This window comes from Salinarimonas sp. NSM (genome assembly GCF_052380005.1).
GTDB lineage: Bacteria > Pseudomonadota > Alphaproteobacteria > Rhizobiales > Beijerinckiaceae > Salinarimonas.
This window is the reverse complement of sequence record NZ_JBQTCJ010000031.1, coordinates 14534-29566: the sequence shown is the minus strand read 5'-3', so window position 1 is coordinate 29566 and position 15033 is coordinate 14534. Positions and strand designations below refer to the sequence as shown.

The 15033-nt window shown below is 71.6% G+C and carries 17 protein-coding genes; 14 read left to right on the top strand and 3 right to left on the bottom strand.

Annotated elements, in window-relative coordinates; all coding sequences use genetic code 11:
* Positions 1-198: 198 nt before the first annotated feature.
* Together ACTZWW_RS12615 and ACTZWW_RS12610 are read left to right on the top strand one after the other, a co-directional pair.
* Positions 199-933: a Crp/Fnr family transcriptional regulator gene (locus tag ACTZWW_RS12615; protein ID WP_444781306.1), complete on the top strand. Its 735-nt coding sequence runs from the start codon at positions 199-201 to the stop codon at positions 931-933.
* A gap of 101 nt (positions 934-1034) precedes the next feature.
* Positions 1035-1499 carry a PAS domain-containing protein gene (locus ACTZWW_RS12610; protein ID WP_444781305.1) on the top strand — a complete coding sequence of 155 codons (465 nt, stop codon included), beginning with the start codon at positions 1035-1037 and terminating at the stop codon, positions 1497-1499.
* A gap of 12 nt (positions 1500-1511) precedes the next feature.
* Here the strand turns inward: ACTZWW_RS12610 and ACTZWW_RS12605 are convergent, their stop codons facing one another.
* Positions 1512-2384, bottom strand: coding sequence for a LysR family transcriptional regulator (locus tag ACTZWW_RS12605; RefSeq protein ID WP_444781328.1), 873 nt, complete (start codon positions 2382-2384; stop codon positions 1512-1514).
* A 593-nt stretch (positions 2385-2977) separates the two neighbouring features.
* Here ACTZWW_RS12605 and ACTZWW_RS12600 point away from each other — a divergent pair.
* The 10 genes from ACTZWW_RS12600 to ACTZWW_RS12555 all read left to right on the top strand — a co-directional run bounded on the left by ACTZWW_RS12600 (position 2978) and on the right by ACTZWW_RS12555 (position 12455).
* The gene (locus tag ACTZWW_RS12600; RefSeq protein ID WP_444781304.1) at positions 2978-3949 is read left to right on the top strand and encodes a UbiA prenyltransferase family protein; all 972 of its coding nucleotides are present in this window, start codon (positions 2978-2980) and stop codon (positions 3947-3949) included.
* Positions 3946-4905 carry a hypothetical protein gene (locus ACTZWW_RS12595; protein WP_444781303.1) on the top strand — a complete coding sequence of 320 codons (960 nt, stop codon included), beginning with the start codon at positions 3946-3948 and terminating at the stop codon, positions 4903-4905. The genes ACTZWW_RS12600 and ACTZWW_RS12595 overlap by 4 nt, the downstream gene beginning before the upstream one ends.
* Positions 4895-6070, top strand: coding sequence for a glycosyltransferase family 4 protein (locus ACTZWW_RS12590; protein WP_444781302.1), 1176 nt, complete (start codon positions 4895-4897; stop codon positions 6068-6070). The genes ACTZWW_RS12595 and ACTZWW_RS12590 overlap by 11 nt, the downstream gene beginning before the upstream one ends.
* 60 nt (positions 6071-6130) lie before the next feature.
* A complete protein-coding gene (locus tag ACTZWW_RS12585; RefSeq protein WP_444781301.1) occupies positions 6131-7168 on the top strand; it encodes an NAD-dependent epimerase/dehydratase family protein in 1038 nt (345 codons plus the stop codon).
* 50 nt (positions 7169-7218) lie between these two features.
* The gene (locus ACTZWW_RS12580; protein ID WP_444781300.1) at positions 7219-8292 is read left to right on the top strand and encodes an endonuclease/exonuclease/phosphatase family protein; all 1074 of its coding nucleotides are present in this window, start codon (positions 7219-7221) and stop codon (positions 8290-8292) included.
* A 159-nt stretch (positions 8293-8451) separates the two neighbouring features.
* A complete protein-coding gene (locus tag ACTZWW_RS12575; RefSeq protein ID WP_444781299.1) occupies positions 8452-9762 on the top strand; it encodes a glucose-6-phosphate isomerase in 1311 nt (436 codons plus the stop codon).
* Between the two features lie 120 nt (positions 9763-9882).
* On the top strand, positions 9883-10503 hold the full coding sequence (locus ACTZWW_RS12570) for a DUF6498-containing protein (protein ID WP_444781298.1): 621 nt from the start codon (positions 9883-9885) through the stop codon (positions 10501-10503).
* Between the two features lie 191 nt (positions 10504-10694).
* On the top strand, positions 10695-10880 hold the full coding sequence (locus tag ACTZWW_RS12565) for a hypothetical protein (RefSeq protein WP_444781297.1): 186 nt from the start codon (positions 10695-10697) through the stop codon (positions 10878-10880).
* A gap of 145 nt (positions 10881-11025) precedes the next feature.
* Positions 11026-11958 carry a histone deacetylase family protein gene (locus ACTZWW_RS12560; RefSeq protein ID WP_444781296.1) on the top strand — a complete coding sequence of 311 codons (933 nt, stop codon included), beginning with the start codon at positions 11026-11028 and terminating at the stop codon, positions 11956-11958.
* A 104-nt stretch (positions 11959-12062) separates the two neighbouring features.
* The gene (locus ACTZWW_RS12555; RefSeq protein WP_444781295.1) at positions 12063-12455 is read left to right on the top strand and encodes a PRC-barrel domain-containing protein; all 393 of its coding nucleotides are present in this window, start codon (positions 12063-12065) and stop codon (positions 12453-12455) included.
* Positions 12456-12499: 44 nt separating this feature from the next.
* Here ACTZWW_RS12555 and ACTZWW_RS12550 read toward each other — a convergent pair whose 3' ends face one another.
* Together ACTZWW_RS12550 and ACTZWW_RS12545 are read right to left on the bottom strand one after the other, a co-directional pair.
* Positions 12500-12850: a helix-turn-helix domain-containing protein gene (locus tag ACTZWW_RS12550; protein WP_444781294.1), complete on the bottom strand. Its 351-nt coding sequence runs from the start codon at positions 12848-12850 to the stop codon at positions 12500-12502.
* Positions 12847-13209, bottom strand: coding sequence for a type II toxin-antitoxin system RelE/ParE family toxin (locus ACTZWW_RS12545; RefSeq protein ID WP_444781293.1), 363 nt, complete (start codon positions 13207-13209; stop codon positions 12847-12849). Before ACTZWW_RS12545 ends, ACTZWW_RS12550 begins: the two co-directional genes overlap by 4 nt.
* Before the next feature lie 161 nt (positions 13210-13370).
* Here ACTZWW_RS12545 and ACTZWW_RS12540 point away from each other — a divergent pair, with 161 nt between their 5' ends.
* Positions 13371-14528 carry an acyl-CoA dehydrogenase family protein gene (locus tag ACTZWW_RS12540; RefSeq protein ID WP_444781292.1) on the top strand — a complete coding sequence of 386 codons (1158 nt, stop codon included), beginning with the start codon at positions 13371-13373 and terminating at the stop codon, positions 14526-14528.
* Entirely contained in the window at positions 14525-14950 is a 426-nt protein-coding gene (locus tag ACTZWW_RS12535; RefSeq protein WP_444781291.1) for a VOC family protein, read from the top strand. The genes ACTZWW_RS12540 and ACTZWW_RS12535 overlap by 4 nt, the downstream gene beginning before the upstream one ends.
* The last annotated feature ends 83 nt before the right edge of the window (positions 14951-15033 follow it).

Sequence of the window (15033 nt, the reverse complement as noted above, 5' to 3'; positions counted from 1 at the left end):
GCGGAACACGGAATCTGGACGAACATATGTATTTCTCCCAGGGTGCTTGCGCTGGCGAGTTCAAATTTTTAATTACTGTAGCGTACATACAAGACCGCAACCCGTCATCATCGCTTCCTTGACGTTCGACGAGGCGGGGGGCTACGTTCCGGCATGCGTCCGCGCCGGCCGTCCCGCGCCGGTGACTGGGAAGGTGCCGTGGCAGACGAGGCAGCAGCGCCTGCGAGGATCGGGAGCCGCCTCCTCGCGGCCCTCCCGGAGGGTGCCCGCGTCGCGATCTTCGCCCACGCGCAGCGTTACCGCATCGAGGTGGGCGAGAGCGTCTACGATGTAGGCGACCGTTTCACCCATTCCGTCTTCGTCGAGACCGGTGTCGTCTCCGAGATGACCGTGCTCGCCGATGGGCGCATGGCGGAATCGGGGACGATCGGCAACGAGAGCACCATCGGCGCGTCGAGCCTGCTGATGCGCCAGGTCGCGACTCGCGCCTACGTCGTGCGGGTCGCCGGCACCGCGATCTTCGTGCCGCTCGTGCGGCTCGACGCCGCGATCCGAACGAACTTCGACGCGCGCAACGTCTACATGAAGCTCTCCCAGGCGATGCAGGACGCCGCGCTCCAGATCGCCGCCTGCAACGCGGTGCACACGATCGAGCAGCGCACGGCACGCTGGCTGCTCCAGGCGCACGACCGCATCGAGGGCGACGCGCTCTTCCTCAAGCAGTCGACGCTGGCGGAGGCGCTGGGCGCCCGGCGGGCGACGATCAGCGAGATCTGCAGCGCTTTCGCCGAAGCCGGCGCGATCGTGTACGCGCGCGGACACATGCAGATCCGCGACCGTGCGGCGCTGCAGCGCTTCTCCTGCGAGTGCCACGGCGTGATCAAGCGCGGTTTCGACGAGGCGCTGGGCCCGCCCCGAGCGGATCTGCCGTAACGGCTTGCCCAGGGAAGCTCGCTAGACATTCAGAAGGCATGTTGCGGAAGCCGGCGGTCATCGTGCATATGCTCGATCGACCACCAGCCAGCCGGCCCGCGATGCTCGCCGAAGACCTCGTCGCCATCCTGTCCCAGAAGCTCTCCACGGCGGTGCTCGTCACCGGCCCAGACCTCGCGCCGCCCGGCCCGACGATCCGCTTCGCCAACCGCGCCTTCCTCGCGCTCACCGGCTACACGGCCGACGAGCTCGTCGGCCGTGACCCGCGCGTGCTGCAGGGGCCCGGCACGAGCCGCGTGGCGCTCGCCGCCTTCTCCCGGGCGCTGCGGGAGGAGGGGAGCTTCCACGGCGTGGTGACCAACCACCGGCGCGGCGGCGAGCCGTACCTGTGCGAGATCGACGTCCGACCCCTTCGCGACGAGAACGGCACGGTCGTCGCGTACGTCGCCTTCGAGCGCGAGGTGACCCGCCGCCGGGGCCGCCCCCGCGCGGGCAGCCTCGGTCGCTACGCCCCGCTCGACGAGAGCACCGAGGGCGAGCTGCCGGGCGTGTTCGTCCGGGGGTAGGGCGCGGACCCGTCACGCGCTCGCGCAGCGCCGTCCCTCGTACAGGTCCGCGTTCTGCATCACGACGTGGATGATCCGGTCGCCCACCGCGCGGATGTGGGGGTGGTAGCGCGCCTCGTTGTGGAAGACGATGTGCTGGACCTCGGTGAGCTCGTCGATCACCGGGCCGAGGCGGCACAGCGCCGGGACGGCGTCGCCGACGAAGCAGGGCAGGACGGCGATGCCGACCCCGGCGACCGCGAGGTCGAGGAGCGTCTGCGGGCTCGCCGCGTAGGCGGCGATGTCGGCGGCGTGGCGCTCGAGCACCCACACGCCGGTGCGCGGCACGACGTGGTCGGGCTCGATGCCGATCCAGGGGAGGCCGCGCTCCCCCGCGCGGTCCCGGTGGACGAAAGCGGCGTGCGCCACGGCGGCGAGACGCCGGCTGGCGAGGTTGGCGGCCGTCGGCGGCGCGGCGCGCACGTCGATGTCGATCTCGCGCTGCTCGATGTTCATGCGCGCCTCGCTGGCGAGGAACATCACGTCGAACGGGTCCTCGCTGCGTGAGAGCTCGGCGAAGCGCTGAGCCAGGAAGCGCATCGTCCAGGCGTCGCCGCACAGCCGGACGCGCGGCTTGCAGGCGCGCCCGCCGAGCCAGCGCTCGAAGGCCTGCCAGCCGCGTGTCATCGGCTGCAACTCCTTCAGCACGCAGCGCCCGTCGCGGGTGAGCTCGTAGCCGCTGCGATGACGGTGGAAGAGCCGCAGCCCGATCGCGTCCTCGAGCTGCGCCATGCGCCGCCCCAACGTCGCGGGCGACGAATCGAGCTTGCGGGCGGCCTCGGAGATCGTCCCGCACTCCGCGATCACGATGAAGACGAGCAGATCGTCGAGGCTGAGGTTTTTCATTTCCGACAAGCCCCCCTCATCCGTGCGCGCTATCCAAACGTGTCTTTGCCCCTCAGCATTGCCGCATCGCAGCATCGACGCAAGGGGAGATCGCGGCGTATCGGCAACTGGACGGGGCGGCCGCGAGGGCCGTCTCGGGTTGCCGGACCGTACGAACCGCTCCAGGGGTTGTGGTAGTGGGGCGTGCGGGACGCATGGTCCGGTTCGGCGGCGCATCCCCGCGTCCGCTGCGGCCATGTCCTCCGTCGCGGCTCCACGTGCACCGGACGCCACCGGTGGGGCGCCGCGAACCCGTTGGTAGAAAAACAACATCAAGGCCGTGGTGGCCGCCTCGCGTCGCAGTCGCGCCGCTCCGGGAAGCCGGAGGCGCGGCGACGCCCCGGCTCCCCGGGGAGCCGGTCGGCCATGTCCGGCGCGCGGGCCGCCGCCCGTGCCACGAAGCGCCCATGGGCGCGAGTCTCGTTCGTGTCGCACGACGGTCGACGGTCCGCCGCCGTCGTTCGGCTTTCGCACCGCACAACACGCGGTGGGTGAGGTGTGCGCGTACGGCGCGCCTCCGTCGCCCGCCGACGCAGGATCGGAGCACAAGGCGCATGATTCGTGACCTCCACCCCGTCCGCCATCCCGTCGACCACCTGGTCCGGCGCGTCGGCGACCACCTCGCTCTGCTCAGGCCGACGCACGCGGCGAAGTCGCTCGTGGCGATCTCGATCGGGCCCGCCCTGATGCTCGGTCAGGCGACGCTGCCCACGCTCGTCACGCTCGCGGGAACCATCGCGCTCTTCGTCCTCGCCTCGTCGGCGGTCTACGTCGTCAACGACCTCGCCGACATCGAGCGCGACCGCCTGCACCCGAAGAAGCGCCTGCGCCCGCTGGCGTCGGGTGCGGTGGCGCCGGCGACGGCGCTGTGGATGCTCGCCGGGCTCGCCGCCTGCATGGTCGCGCTCGCGGTGGCCCTGCCGCCGCTCATCGGGATGATCGTCGGCCTCTACCTCGTCTGCAATCTGGCTTACAGCCTGGCGCTCAAGCACACGCCCATCGTCGAGATGCTGATCGTGGCGGCGGGCTTCGCGCTGCGCACGGCTTCGGGCTACGTCGCCTTCGGCCTCGTGCCCCACCCGTGGGTGATCGCCACCGTGCTCGCCGGCAGCCTGCTGCTGACGATCGGCAAGCGCCGGGCGGAGCTGCAGCGCGCCCACGATTCCGCCGAGCATCGTCCGGTGCTGGCGCACTACTCGCAGCCGCTGCTCGACGCCTACCTCCTCGTCGCCGGCATCGCCTGCTTCGCCGCGAGCCTCGCGGTGCTCGTCGACACGCTGGACTCCGTGAACCGCCCGGCGCTGGTCTTCGTCAGCCTGCCCTTCGTGATCTACCTGTTCCAGCGCTACCTGCTCCTCGCCTTCGCGGGGACGGGGACCGGCAACCCGACGCGCCTCCTTCTCGGCGACCGCGTCACCCACGTCGTCCTCGCCGCCTGGGCAGCCGCCCTCGTCGTCGCCGCGATGCTGGGGGACGTCATGCTCGACGGCTGGGTCGCGCTCGAGGCCGGGGGGGCGCTGTCGTGAGCGGGGCGCGCGCGACGATCCGTTCCGCGGCGCGCCGGCTGCCCGGCCTGCGCACGGGCCTCCTCGTCGCGCGCACGGCGCTGACGATCGTCGCGCTCGTCTGGATCGCGACGTTCTTCGCCGAGCACCGCGGCGACATCGCCGACGCGATCGCGGGCTTCGACGCGGGGACGATCGCGCTGGCGATGGGGAGCGTCCTCGCCGGCCTCGTGCCCGGCGCTTGGGCTTGGCAGCGCCTGCTGTCGCGCGACCTGCCGGGCGTCACGGCCCGGCGCGGCATCCTCGTCTACCTGCGCTCGGGCATCGGCAAGTACACGCCGGGCGGCGTGCTCGCCTTCGCGATCCAGCATCGGCTGCTGCAGGGCGAGCGCGCGGGCATGGTGCTGCTCGTGCGCGTGTTCGCCGGCACGGCGCTCGCGGCCTGCCTCGCAGCCACCCTCGTGGGCCTCCCCGCGATCGCCGCGATGATCGAGGGCGTGCCCGTCGCCTGGACCGCCGCCGCGGCCCTCGCCGCGCTCGTGGGGCTCGGGCTCGCTTGCGCGCTCGGCCGCTGGCCGATCCTGCCCGGCACGCTCGCGCGCATCGGCGTGCCGCCACCCCTCGCCTTCACCGCCGCGACCGCGATCATGGCGCTCGCCTGGACGATCAGCGGGACGCATCTCGCCGTGCTGGGCGCCGCCTCCGACGCGGGAGCCGCCTTCCTCGTGTCCGCCTACGCCTTCTCGGCCATCGCGGGCATCGTCTTCGCCGTCCTGCCGGGCGCCTTCGGCGTGCGCGACGGCGTGCTGCTCGCGATCCTCGCCGCCCGGCTCGAGCCGGCGGACGCGCTGGCGCTCGCGCTTCTCAGCCGCGCCATGGTCGTCGCCGGTGACGTCATCGGCACCGGGGCGGCGGCGCTCCTGCTCGGCCGCGCGAGCCCCGCCCCCGAACCGAAAGGAGCCCTCCATGACGCCTGACGATTTCGACGTCGCCGTCGTCCTGAACTACTACGCCCCATACGTGTCTGGCCTCACCGAGACCGCGCGCATCGTCGCCGAGGGCCTCGCCGACCGCGGCTGGCGGGTGGCGGTCGTCACGACCCGTCACGACCCGAGCCTGCCGACGGAGGAGCTCGTGCGCGGCGTCCGGGTGTTCCGCGCGCCGATCCTGTTCAAGATCGGGCGCGGGCCGATCAGCCCCGGCTTCGTGCCGCTGGCGCGCCGCATCGCCGCGCGCTCGCGCACGCTCAACCTGCACCTGCCGATGCTCGAGGCGGCCGCGATCACGGCGTTCGCGCCGCGCATCCCGATCGTCTCGACCTACCACATCGACATCTGGCTCGCGCCCTCGCTCACGAGCCGGCTCCAGATCGCCGGCGTGAACCTGTCGGCGAAGCTCGCCATGCGCCGCAGCGACCACGTGGTCGTCAACAGCGACGACCAGGCGCGCGGCTCGGTGCTGTGGCCGGCGATCGCCTCGGGGGAGTGGTCCTCGATCCCCGCACCCTGCCTCGACCCGCGCGGGGGCACGCCGCGCTTCCGCGACGGGCCTGGCCACCACGTCGGCTTCCTCGGCAGGATCGTGCCCGACAAGGGCATCGAGTACCTCATCCAGGCCTTCCGGCGGGTGGCGGCGCCGGAGGATCGCCTGCTGCTCGCCGGCGAGCACGACACGGTGGCCGGCGGCAGCAACATCGCGCAGCTGCGCGCGCTCGCCGACGGAGACGACCGCGTCCGCTTCCTCGGTCCGCTCGACCGGGCGGGAACGCGCGACCTCTATGCCTCGCTCGACACGTTCGCGCTCACCTCGGTGGCGGAATCCTTCGGCATCGTCCAGGCGGAGGCCATGATGTGCGGGCTGCCCGTGGTCGGCTCGGATCTCGCCGGGGGGCGGGTGCCCGTCCTCCAGACGGGTTTCGGCCGCCTGACGCGCCCGCGCGACGTGCCGGCGATCGCCGCCGCGCTCGTCGAGATGCGCGCCTTCCCCGCGGCCGAGAAGGAGCGCCTCGCCGAGCTCGCGCGCGGCCTCTACGGCGCGGACGGCTGCATCGATCGCTACGCGATGCTGCTCGCACGCCTCTCCAAGGCCGCCATGCTGCGCGAGGACCGCGCGGCGCCGGTTCCCCTGGGGGAGCGGCGATGAGCCGCCCGCCCCGCATCGCCTCCCGCCCGCACGGGCGCACGAACACGAACAGGTGAGACCATGCGCGTGACCATCACCGGGGGCGCCGGCGTCCTCGGCCGGAACCTGATCGAGCGGCTCGTCGCCGACGGCCATCTCGTGACGAGCCTCGATCTCGCATCCATGCCGGAGATGAAGAATTGCCGGCAGATCATCGGCGACATCCGCCACGAGGACACCGTGCGCGCGGCGATCGCCGGCGCCGACGTCGTCGTGCACGGCGCGGCCGCCTTGCCGAGCTACAGGCCCGCGGACATCCGCTCGATCTCGGTGGGCGGCACGCGCACGGTGATGGCCGCCTGCGCGCAGGCGGGGATCGCCCGGGTGATCCACGTCTCGTCCTCGGCGGTCTACGGCCTGCCGGACGTGGTGCCGACGACCGAGGCCTATCCGCGCGAGCGGGTCGATCCCTACAACATCGCCAAGATCGACGCCGAGCTGATCGTCGAGGGCCATCGCCGAGACGGCATGTGCGTGCCGATCCTGCGGCCGAAGACCTTCCTCGGCCCTCATCGGCTGGGCATCTTCGCGATGCTGTTCGAGTGGGCGGACGAGGGCCACCACTTCCCGCTCATCGGCGGCGGGCACTTCCGCAGCCAGATGCTCGACGTCGAGGACCTCGTCGACGCCACGCTCGCGGCGATGACGCTGCCCGACGCGGTGGTGAACGACGCCTTCAACATCGCGGCCACCGAGTTCACGACGGTGCACGACGACTTCCAGGCCGTGCTCGACGCGGCCGGCCACGGCAAGCGCATCGTCGCGCTCCCGACCGGGCCGGCGATCGGGGCGCTCAGGCTGCTCGAGATCCTGCGGGTCTCGCCGGTCTACAAGCGGCTGATCTACAAGCTCAGCCGCGACGCCTACGTGAGCACGGACCGCGCGCAGCGGGTGCTCGGCTTCGCGCCGCGGCACTCGAGCCGCGACGCGATCCTGAAGACCTTCCGCTGGTGGCGCGCCCAGAAGGCGGTGGCCGGTCACGAGAGCGCGAAGAGCGGGCGCACCAGCGGTCAGCCCTGGAAGCAGGGTGCGCTCGCCTTCGCCAAGAAGGTGTTCTGACCCGGGTGTTCTGAGCGCGCCCCTCGTCGCTCGAGAAACGGAACCACGACATGTCGAACCGCATCGTCCCCAACGCGATCCTGGTCCTGTCGGGCCTCTGGCTCCTGTGGGCCGTCCTCCACGAGGCGCTGACCGGGCGCTTCTGGCTCTGGGTGATCCCCGGGATGGCTCCGCCGATCCTGTTCGCGGCGATCCCCGCGCTCCTGCTCGTCGCGGGCCTGTTCCTGCGGCGCCGCCGGCTGCCGGTGATCGTCATGGCGCTCGCGGCCTTCGCGGTGTCGCACCAGTCGACGGGGATCAACTACCAGGCGCTGCTCCCGCGCGACGTGGCGGTCGCGTCCCCGGCCTCGATCCGCGTCGTGCAGATGAACACGGACTATTGGGGCCAGATGCGCGACGGCACCCTCACCGATCCGCGCGACAGGGACGCGATGCTCGCCTACCTGCGCGGGCTCGACGCCGACGTCTACCTGCTCCAGGAGCACATGCTGCGCGACGGCGACCTCGCCATCCCCGTCGACGATTTCTCCGACCTGGAGGCGGTGTTCCCGGAGTACGAATGGGCCAAGGCCGGCACGCTGCTGACGCTCTCGCGCCTGCCCATCGTGGAGCGGGCCGTCGTCAACCCCGACAGCGACTCGGACATCTTCCTGCCGCCCCCGCCCTACGCCCTGCGGGTCGACGTACGGGCGGGCGACGGGGTGATGTCGACCTACAATGTCCACATGCCGGTGCAGCTGATCATCGAGGACGACTGGTTCGGCGCGCGCTTCTACACCGAGATCCGCCGGCGCCACTATATCCGCAAGGACGAGTTCGACGTGCTCACCGCGGACGTCGCGGGCAACCCGAACCCGCTCGTCATCGCGGGGGACTTCAACACGAGCCCGGCCATGGGCGACAACCGCGGCCTTCTCGCGGTGACCCGCGACGCGGCCGCGACGAGCGGCATCCTCTATCCCGCCACCTGGCGGGTCGGCGGCCAGCTGCCGAAGCTGTGGCGGAACGACTGGTTCCTCGTCGCCAACGCCCTGCGCGTCGACCGATTTCGCAGCCTCGACCCGGAGGGGAACTCGGATCACCTCGTGCAGGTGGTCGACATGACGGCGGGCGCGCCGAACTGAAGCGTCGTCCCCGCTGCGCCGCCCCGCGACGTCTCCTTGCACCCCGATGCGCGCCTCGCGCGTTGACGCGCGAGATCGCCGCGCGCGATCGGCCCGCGGGGCTGGTGCGCGGCCCGCGTCCGGCGTATCTGTCGGCGCACAGGCAACAGGGAGACGGCAATGGCTTTCAAGCACGCGATCGACCTCGCGCTCGGCCGGCGCATCGGCGGGGCCGGCGTGCCGGAGACGGCGATCGAGGCGGGCAAGACGCTGGCGGCGACCGGGATGAAGCGCCTGCGCGAGGAGGCCGCCTCCGGCGCCCTCCCGCTGCTCGGCATCCCCGGCGAGACCGGCGACCTCGACGAGATCCGCGCGGCCGCCGCCCGCATCCGCGAGGGCGCGAGCGACGTCGTCTTCCTCGGCACCGGCGGCTCCTCGCTCGGCGCGCAGACGCTGGCGCAGCTGAAGGACTTCGCGGTGCCGGGCGTCGGGCGTCTCGCCGAGGGTCCGCGCATCCACTTCATGGACAACCTCGACCCCGTCACGTTCGGCCGCCTGATCGAGGCGCTGCCGCTCGAGACGACGCGCTTCGTCGCGATCTCCAAGTCCGGAGGCACCGGCGAGACGCTGATGCAGACGATGGCCGTGCTCGCCGCCCTCGAGGCTGCCGGCCTCGACGCGGGCGAGCGCTTCACGGGCATCTCCGAGCCGCGGCCGGCGGGCGGCAAGAACGCCCTGCGCGACCTGCTGGAACCCGTCGGCGCGCCGATCCTGGCCCACCACACCGGCATCGGCGGTCGCTATTCCGTCCTCACCAACGTGGGCCTCCTGCCCGCGGCGGTGATGGGCCTCGACATCGCCGCGATCCGCGCCGGCGCCGCCGATGCGCTGGCTCCGGTCATGGACGCGCAGGGCGGGGCCGACAGCCCGATCGGCGAGGGCGCGGCCTTCGCCATCGCCTTCGCGCTCGAGGCCAAGCCGATCTCGGTGGTCATGGCCTACGCCGATCGGCTCGAGCGCTTCACCCGGTGGTGGGTGCAGCTCTGGGCGGAGAGCCTCGGCAAGGACGGCAAGGGCTCGCAGCCGGTGGCCGCGATCGGCCCGGTCGACCAGCACAGCCAGCTCCAGCTCTATCTCGGCGGCCCCAATGACAAGGTCTTCACGGTCATCACGACCGGAACGGCTGGGAAGGGACCGCGCATCGACGCCGGCCTCGCCGAGCGCGGCGGCCAGCCCGGCTTCGCCGGGAAGACCATCGGCGACCTCGTCGCGGCGCAGGGCCGCGCCACGGCGGACACGCTCGCGGCCAACCACCGTCCGGTGCGCACGATCCATGTCGACCCGCTCGACGAGCGCGCGATGGGCCACCTCCTCATGCACTTCATGCTGGAGACGATCCTCACCGGCTGGGCGCTCGGCGTCGATCCGTTCGACCAGCCGGCGGTGGAGGAGGGCAAGGTGCTCGCCAAGCGCTACCTCGCGGAGGGCTGATCCGCACGTCGTCCCCCGCTTTCGCGGCGCGGGGCGTCGACAGGCGGGACGATCGCGGGTGAAATGCGGTGTGCCGTCGCCCGCGCGCCGGCACACGTGTCGCCCGAGCGGAAGACCCGCATGCAGAGCCCAACGCGCCGCCCGCTCCTGATCTCCTCGGCGGCGCTCGTCCTCGCCAACCTCATTCCGCTCGCCGGCGTGCTCGCGGGCGGCTGGCGGGTGTTCGACGTGCTGATGCTGTTCTGGGCGGAGAACGTCGTCATCGGCCTGCTCAACATCGCGCGCATGGCGCTGGTGTCGCTGCGCGGGGAGCGGGGCGGCCTCGCCTTGGCGGGGTTCTTCGCCCTTCACTACGGCATCTTCACCGTGGTGCACGGGATCTTCCTCGTGACGCTGTTCGGACCGCCCGGTGCCTCGCCCATCGAGGGCTTCGCGCTCCTCCTGGCGCCGGGCCTCGCGCTGCCGCTCGCGGCGCTCGCGGCGAGCCACGGGCTCTCCTTCATGGTCAACTTCGTGGTCGGCGGCGAGATGGACCGCGCGACGCTCGGCGGCCTGATGGCCGCGCCCTACGGGCGCGTCGTGGTCCTGCACGTCACGATCATCTTCGGCGGTTTCGCCGTCGAGGCCTCCGGTGCCCCGATCCTGGCGCTGGCGCTGCTCGTCGCCCTCAAGATCGCCGTCGACCTCGCCGCGCACGTGGCCGAGCACCGCGGGACCAAGGCCGCGGCGGCGCGCCCCTGATGCCGGGAGGCGCCGCCGATTGCACGGTGGCGCCATGGGGAACTCGTTGCAGAAAAGGCACGTCGACCCTGGATCGGCATGCACGCGGGCCCGGCCCAGCCGTCGCCACAATCGCGCCACAGGCTGGGACGGTTCGCACGCCAGACGTCGACCTGCGGCCGACAGCACGCCGCGCAAGCAACGGACCGATCATGCCCGACCAAGCCGACCCCCGACCTCGTCCCGCCGCGCCCGCCCGCGGCACCGCCTTCAAGCCGATCGCGCTCCCTGCGCTCAAGGGAGTCCTGCTGACGAAGCAGGCCTGCGAGACGAAGGCGGCGGCGAAGCCGACGCTCCCGGAGGACCTCGACCGGTTCGGTCGCGCGTTCACGGCCTGAGGAGGTCGCCCGCAGCGCGCCGCCGGCCTATTCCGCCCGGCGGCCATGCGGAATAACCCGCGGGGGATGGACAGCCTTCGGGGCGGCTGCGACGATGCCGGCGACAAGAGCCGAACAGGCCGCTCGCCCGAGGACATCGCCGCTCATGCCGACCCTCTACGTGTGCCATCCCGCCGCCCTCGACCATGAGACGCCGCTCGGGCATCCCGAGCGGCCGGACCGGATCCGCGTGGTCGAGCGCGCGCTCGAGGACGAGCGCTTCATGACCCTCGTGCGCGAGCAGGCGCCCTGCGCCGAGCACGAGACGATCGCCCTCGTCCACCCGCGACGCTACGTGGACGCGATCGTCCAGGCCTCGCCCCGCGAGGGGCTCGTCGCCATCGATTCGGACACCGTGCTCTCGCCGGGGACGCTGGAGGCGGCGCTGCGCAGCGCCGGCGCCGCGGTCCAGGCGGTCGACGAGGTGATGGCCGGCACGGTCACCAACGCCTTCGCCGCCATGCGCCCGCCGGGCCACCACGCCGAGCGCGCCCGGGCGATGGGCTTCTGCTTCTTCAACAACGCCGCGATCGCCGCACGCCGGGCGCAGGCGCGGCACGGCGCCGAGCGCGTCGCGATCATCGATTGGGACGTGCACCACGGCAACGGCACGCAGGACATCTTCTGGGACGACCCGTCCGTCCTCTACGCCTCCACCCACGAGATGCCGCTCTACCCCGGCACCGGGGCGCTCTCCGAGCGGGGCGAGCACGACACGATCGTCAACGCGCCGCTCTCCGCCGGCGACGGCTCGGACGTGTTCCGCGAGGCGCTTGAGACCCGCGTGCTGCCCCGCATCGACGCGTTCCGGCCCGACCTGATCGTGATCTCGGCGGGCTTCGACGCGCATTGGCGCGATCCGCTCGGCAACGTCATGCTCACCGAGGCCGACTTCCAGTGGGCGACGCTCAAGCTCATGGACATCGCCGAGCGCCGGGCCAAGGGCCGCGTCGTCTCGCTGCTCGAGGGTGGCTACGACCTCGAGGGGCTGGCCCGATCGGTGGCCGCCCACGTGCAGGCGCTGATGGGCCAGGCCTGAGGCCAGGCGTGAGGCCGCCGGCAAGGCGGGCGTCGGAACCCCGCCCGCGACCCGCCGTTCCCTCCGCTCGATGGGCTCCAGGCCCGAGGCGAGAGGAGACCGACATGGCGGGCACGAGCGTCACAGGCCCCCGCGGCGACGTCCCCAAGAACGAGACCGAGCGCCTGATCGCGTCCGACAAGGTCGAGGGCACGGCGGTCTACAACGAGGCCGGCGAGCATCTCGGCTCGGTCTTCAACTTCATGGTCGACAAGTACTCGGGCAAGGTCGCCTACGCGGTGATGTCCTTCGGCGGCTTCCTCGGCATCGGCGAGCGGTACCACCCGCTGCCCTGGGACAAGCTCGACTACGACGCCCGGCTGGGCGGCTACGTCGTCGACCTCGACGCCAAGGACCTCGAGACCGCCCCCAGCTACGGCCGCGACGAGACGCCGTGGGCCGACCCGGAATACGGGCGCAACGTGTATGGGTATTACGGGGTGCCGTACTGGTTCTGAGCGGGCGGTGGTTGGAGACTTGGGACCGATCGGCGGGAGTCGAGCTAGCCGATCGCGAGATCGAGGCGTCCGCGCGTCCGCGGCTCGCCCGGCTTGGCGACGGTGATCGTCACGTCCTCGCCCAGCAAGCGCACGAGACGAAGAAGCCGCTCGATCGTGTAGCCTCCGGTGCGGCCCCTGAGCAGGCGCGAGACGTCCGGCTGTCGCAGGCCGAGGAGATCCGCGGCCTGCGTCTGGGTGACACCACGCTCCTCCAGCAGCGCGCCAAGATGAGCGACGATGCGTGCCTTGAGCAGCTCCTCCTCGGGGTTGTCGAAACCCAGATCCGCAAAGACGTTGCCGCTCCCGCGCTCGACGGTCTCGGTGAAGCCGCCTTCGTTTTCGTCGTCCTTCATGACCCATCTCCATCATGGGTTCGATGATGATGCGCCGCGGCCAGCTTCAGCCGCGCCTTCACGACGTCCATCTCGTGCTTGGGCGTCGCGACGCCCCGTCGGGATTTCTTCTGGAAGACGTGCAACACATAGACGACGCCGGCGAAACGCACCGTGTAGATGGCACGAAACGTGTCGCCTCCCTCGTCCTCGACGATTTCGACGACCTGCGCGCCGCCGAAGACGGAGAGCGGCTTCGCCGCTCGAGGCATCTCGCCGGATTGTGCGAGCCATAGCGCATGGCCGAATTCCCGCCGAACTTCGAGCGGCAACGCCATGAGGTCCCGCCGCGACGAGCCGACCCACTCGATGCTGCGCATCTCCCCTTCCTGTCTATAGCAATTTTCCTATAGCCTCGTCGATGCGCGCTCGGGAAGAAAGTGCATCTTCATGCGCGGCAAGGTCGTGTCGCTCGACCGCATTGCCCCCCGCCTCCGTCCTCCCTAATCTCCCGCGAAACCAGAGACCCGGGAGGTCGCCCATGCACTTCGCGCTCACCGAAGAAGAGGAGATGATCCGCGAGGCAGCGCGGCGGATCGCGCGCGATCGGCTCGCGCCGAACGCCGAGGCGCTCGACCGCGGGGAGGGGCGCGCGCGGCTGCTGGAGAACCTGAACCTGCTCGCGCAGAACGGCTTCTCCGCGCTCAACGTCTCGGCCGAGCACGGCGGCTCGCAGGCCGGGACGGTGGCCTTCGCGCTGGCGATCGAGGAGCTCGCCTACGCCTGCGCCTCCACCGCGGTCTCGACCTCGGTCACCAACATGGTCGGCGAGGTCATCCAGGCGGTGGGCTCGCCCGAGCAGAAGGCCCGCCATCTGCCGCGCCTCGCCGACGGCACCTACCCCGCCGGCGCCTTCTGCCTCACCGAGGCGCAGGCGGGCTCGGACCCCTCCGCCATGCGCACCCGCGCGCGCCGCGACGGGGACGATTGGGTGATCGACGGGCAGAAGATCTACATCACGTCGGCCGAGTACGCCGGCATCTTCGTCGTCTGGGCGGTCACCGATCCGAACGCGCGGCCCGGCAAGGGCATCTCCTGCTTCCTCGTCGAGGCCGGTACGCCCGGGCTCGTCGTCGGGCGGGCGGAGGAGAAGATGGGCCAGCACGGCTCGCCGACGAACGTCGTGCATCTGGAGGGCTGCCGCGTCCCGGGCTCCGCCCTGATGGGGCGCGAGAACGACGGGTTCCGCGTCGCGGTGGGCGAGCTCGCGGGCGGGCGCATCGGTGTCGCGGCGCTCTCGCTCGGCATCGCGCGCGCGGCGATGGACGCGGCCAAGGCCTATTGCGTCGAGCGCAGCCAGTTCGGCCAGCGCATCGCCGACATGCAGGGCCCGCAATGGATGATCGCCGACCGCGAGGTCGATCTCGCCGCCGCACGGCTCCTGATCCTGCAGGCGGCGCACCTCAAGGACGAGGGCGAGCCCTTCGCCAAGGAGGCCTCGATGGCGAAGCTGTTCGCCTCGGAGGCCGCGCATCGCTGCACCGACACGGCGATCCAGCTCCACGGCGGCGCCGGCTATTGCCGCGACTATCCCGTCGAGCGCCATGCGCGCGACGCGCGGATCACCCGCATCTACGAGGGCACGAGCGAGATCCAGCGCCTCGTCATCGCCCGCGAGACCCTGAGGCAGATGGCATGACCGACATCTTCAGCCACGTGATGGTCGGCACCGACGACGTTCGGCGCGCCATCGCCTTCTACGACGCGGTGTTCGCGCCGCTCGGCCTCGCCCGCTACCACACCGACCTCGAAGCGTCCGAGACCAATCGGCCCGGTGCATGCTGGACGCGGACGGGAACGAGCTGGCCGCAATTCTGGGCACAGGGTCCTTTCGACGGCCGAGCGTCCCGTGCCGGGAACGGCGTCCAGGTTTCCTTCATCGCCCCGAGCCGGGCGGCGGTGGACGCGGCCTACGCGGCGGCGATGGACACCGGCGGCACGGACGAGGGCCCGCCCGGCGCGCGGCCGCACTACGGACCGGAGTACTACGGCGCCTATTTTCGCGACCCGCAAGGCAACAAGATTCACGTCGTTCACACGCCGGACTTCGACGGGCCGTAGCGCACCGAGCGCCATTCGACTGGACGGGATCAGCTCGGGCGCTCCAGCGTCTCGCCTCGTCCGATCAGTCCTCCGCAACCGGC

Excerpts from the sequence above, each read along its gene's own strand:
- ACTZWW_RS12605 (WP_444781328.1), bottom strand. The coding sequence starts at position 2,384 with ATGAAAAACCTCAGCCTCGACGATCTGCTCGTCTTCATCGTGATCGCG.
- ACTZWW_RS12570 (WP_444781298.1), top strand. The coding sequence starts at position 9,883 with ATGCAGAGCCCAACGCGCCGCCCGCTCCTGATCTCCTCGGCGGCGCTC.
- ACTZWW_RS12585 (WP_444781301.1), top strand. The coding sequence starts at position 6,131 with ATGCGCGTGACCATCACCGGGGGCGCCGGCGTCCTCGGCCGGAACCTG.
- ACTZWW_RS12550 (WP_444781294.1), bottom strand. The coding sequence starts at position 12,850 with ATGAAGGACGACGAAAACGAAGGCGGCTTCACCGAGACCGTCGAGCGC.
- ACTZWW_RS12565 (WP_444781297.1), top strand. The coding sequence starts at position 10,695 with ATGCCCGACCAAGCCGACCCCCGACCTCGTCCCGCCGCGCCCGCCCGC.
- ACTZWW_RS12560 (WP_444781296.1), top strand. The coding sequence starts at position 11,026 with ATGCCGACCCTCTACGTGTGCCATCCCGCCGCCCTCGACCATGAGACG.
- ACTZWW_RS12540 (WP_444781292.1), top strand. The coding sequence starts at position 13,371 with ATGCACTTCGCGCTCACCGAAGAAGAGGAGATGATCCGCGAGGCAGCG.
- ACTZWW_RS12575 (WP_444781299.1), top strand. The coding sequence starts at position 8,452 with ATGGCTTTCAAGCACGCGATCGACCTCGCGCTCGGCCGGCGCATCGGC.
- ACTZWW_RS12610 (WP_444781305.1), top strand. The coding sequence starts at position 1,035 with ATGCTCGCCGAAGACCTCGTCGCCATCCTGTCCCAGAAGCTCTCCACG.
- ACTZWW_RS12545 (WP_444781293.1), bottom strand. The coding sequence starts at position 13,209 with ATGCGCAGCATCGAGTGGGTCGGCTCGTCGCGGCGGGACCTCATGGCG.
- ACTZWW_RS12555 (WP_444781295.1), top strand. The coding sequence starts at position 12,063 with ATGGCGGGCACGAGCGTCACAGGCCCCCGCGGCGACGTCCCCAAGAAC.
- ACTZWW_RS12600 (WP_444781304.1), top strand. The coding sequence starts at position 2,978 with ATGATTCGTGACCTCCACCCCGTCCGCCATCCCGTCGACCACCTGGTC.
- ACTZWW_RS12580 (WP_444781300.1), top strand. The coding sequence starts at position 7,219 with ATGTCGAACCGCATCGTCCCCAACGCGATCCTGGTCCTGTCGGGCCTC.
- ACTZWW_RS12535 (WP_444781291.1), top strand. The coding sequence starts at position 14,525 with ATGACCGACATCTTCAGCCACGTGATGGTCGGCACCGACGACGTTCGG.
- ACTZWW_RS12590 (WP_444781302.1), top strand. The coding sequence starts at position 4,895 with ATGACGCCTGACGATTTCGACGTCGCCGTCGTCCTGAACTACTACGCC.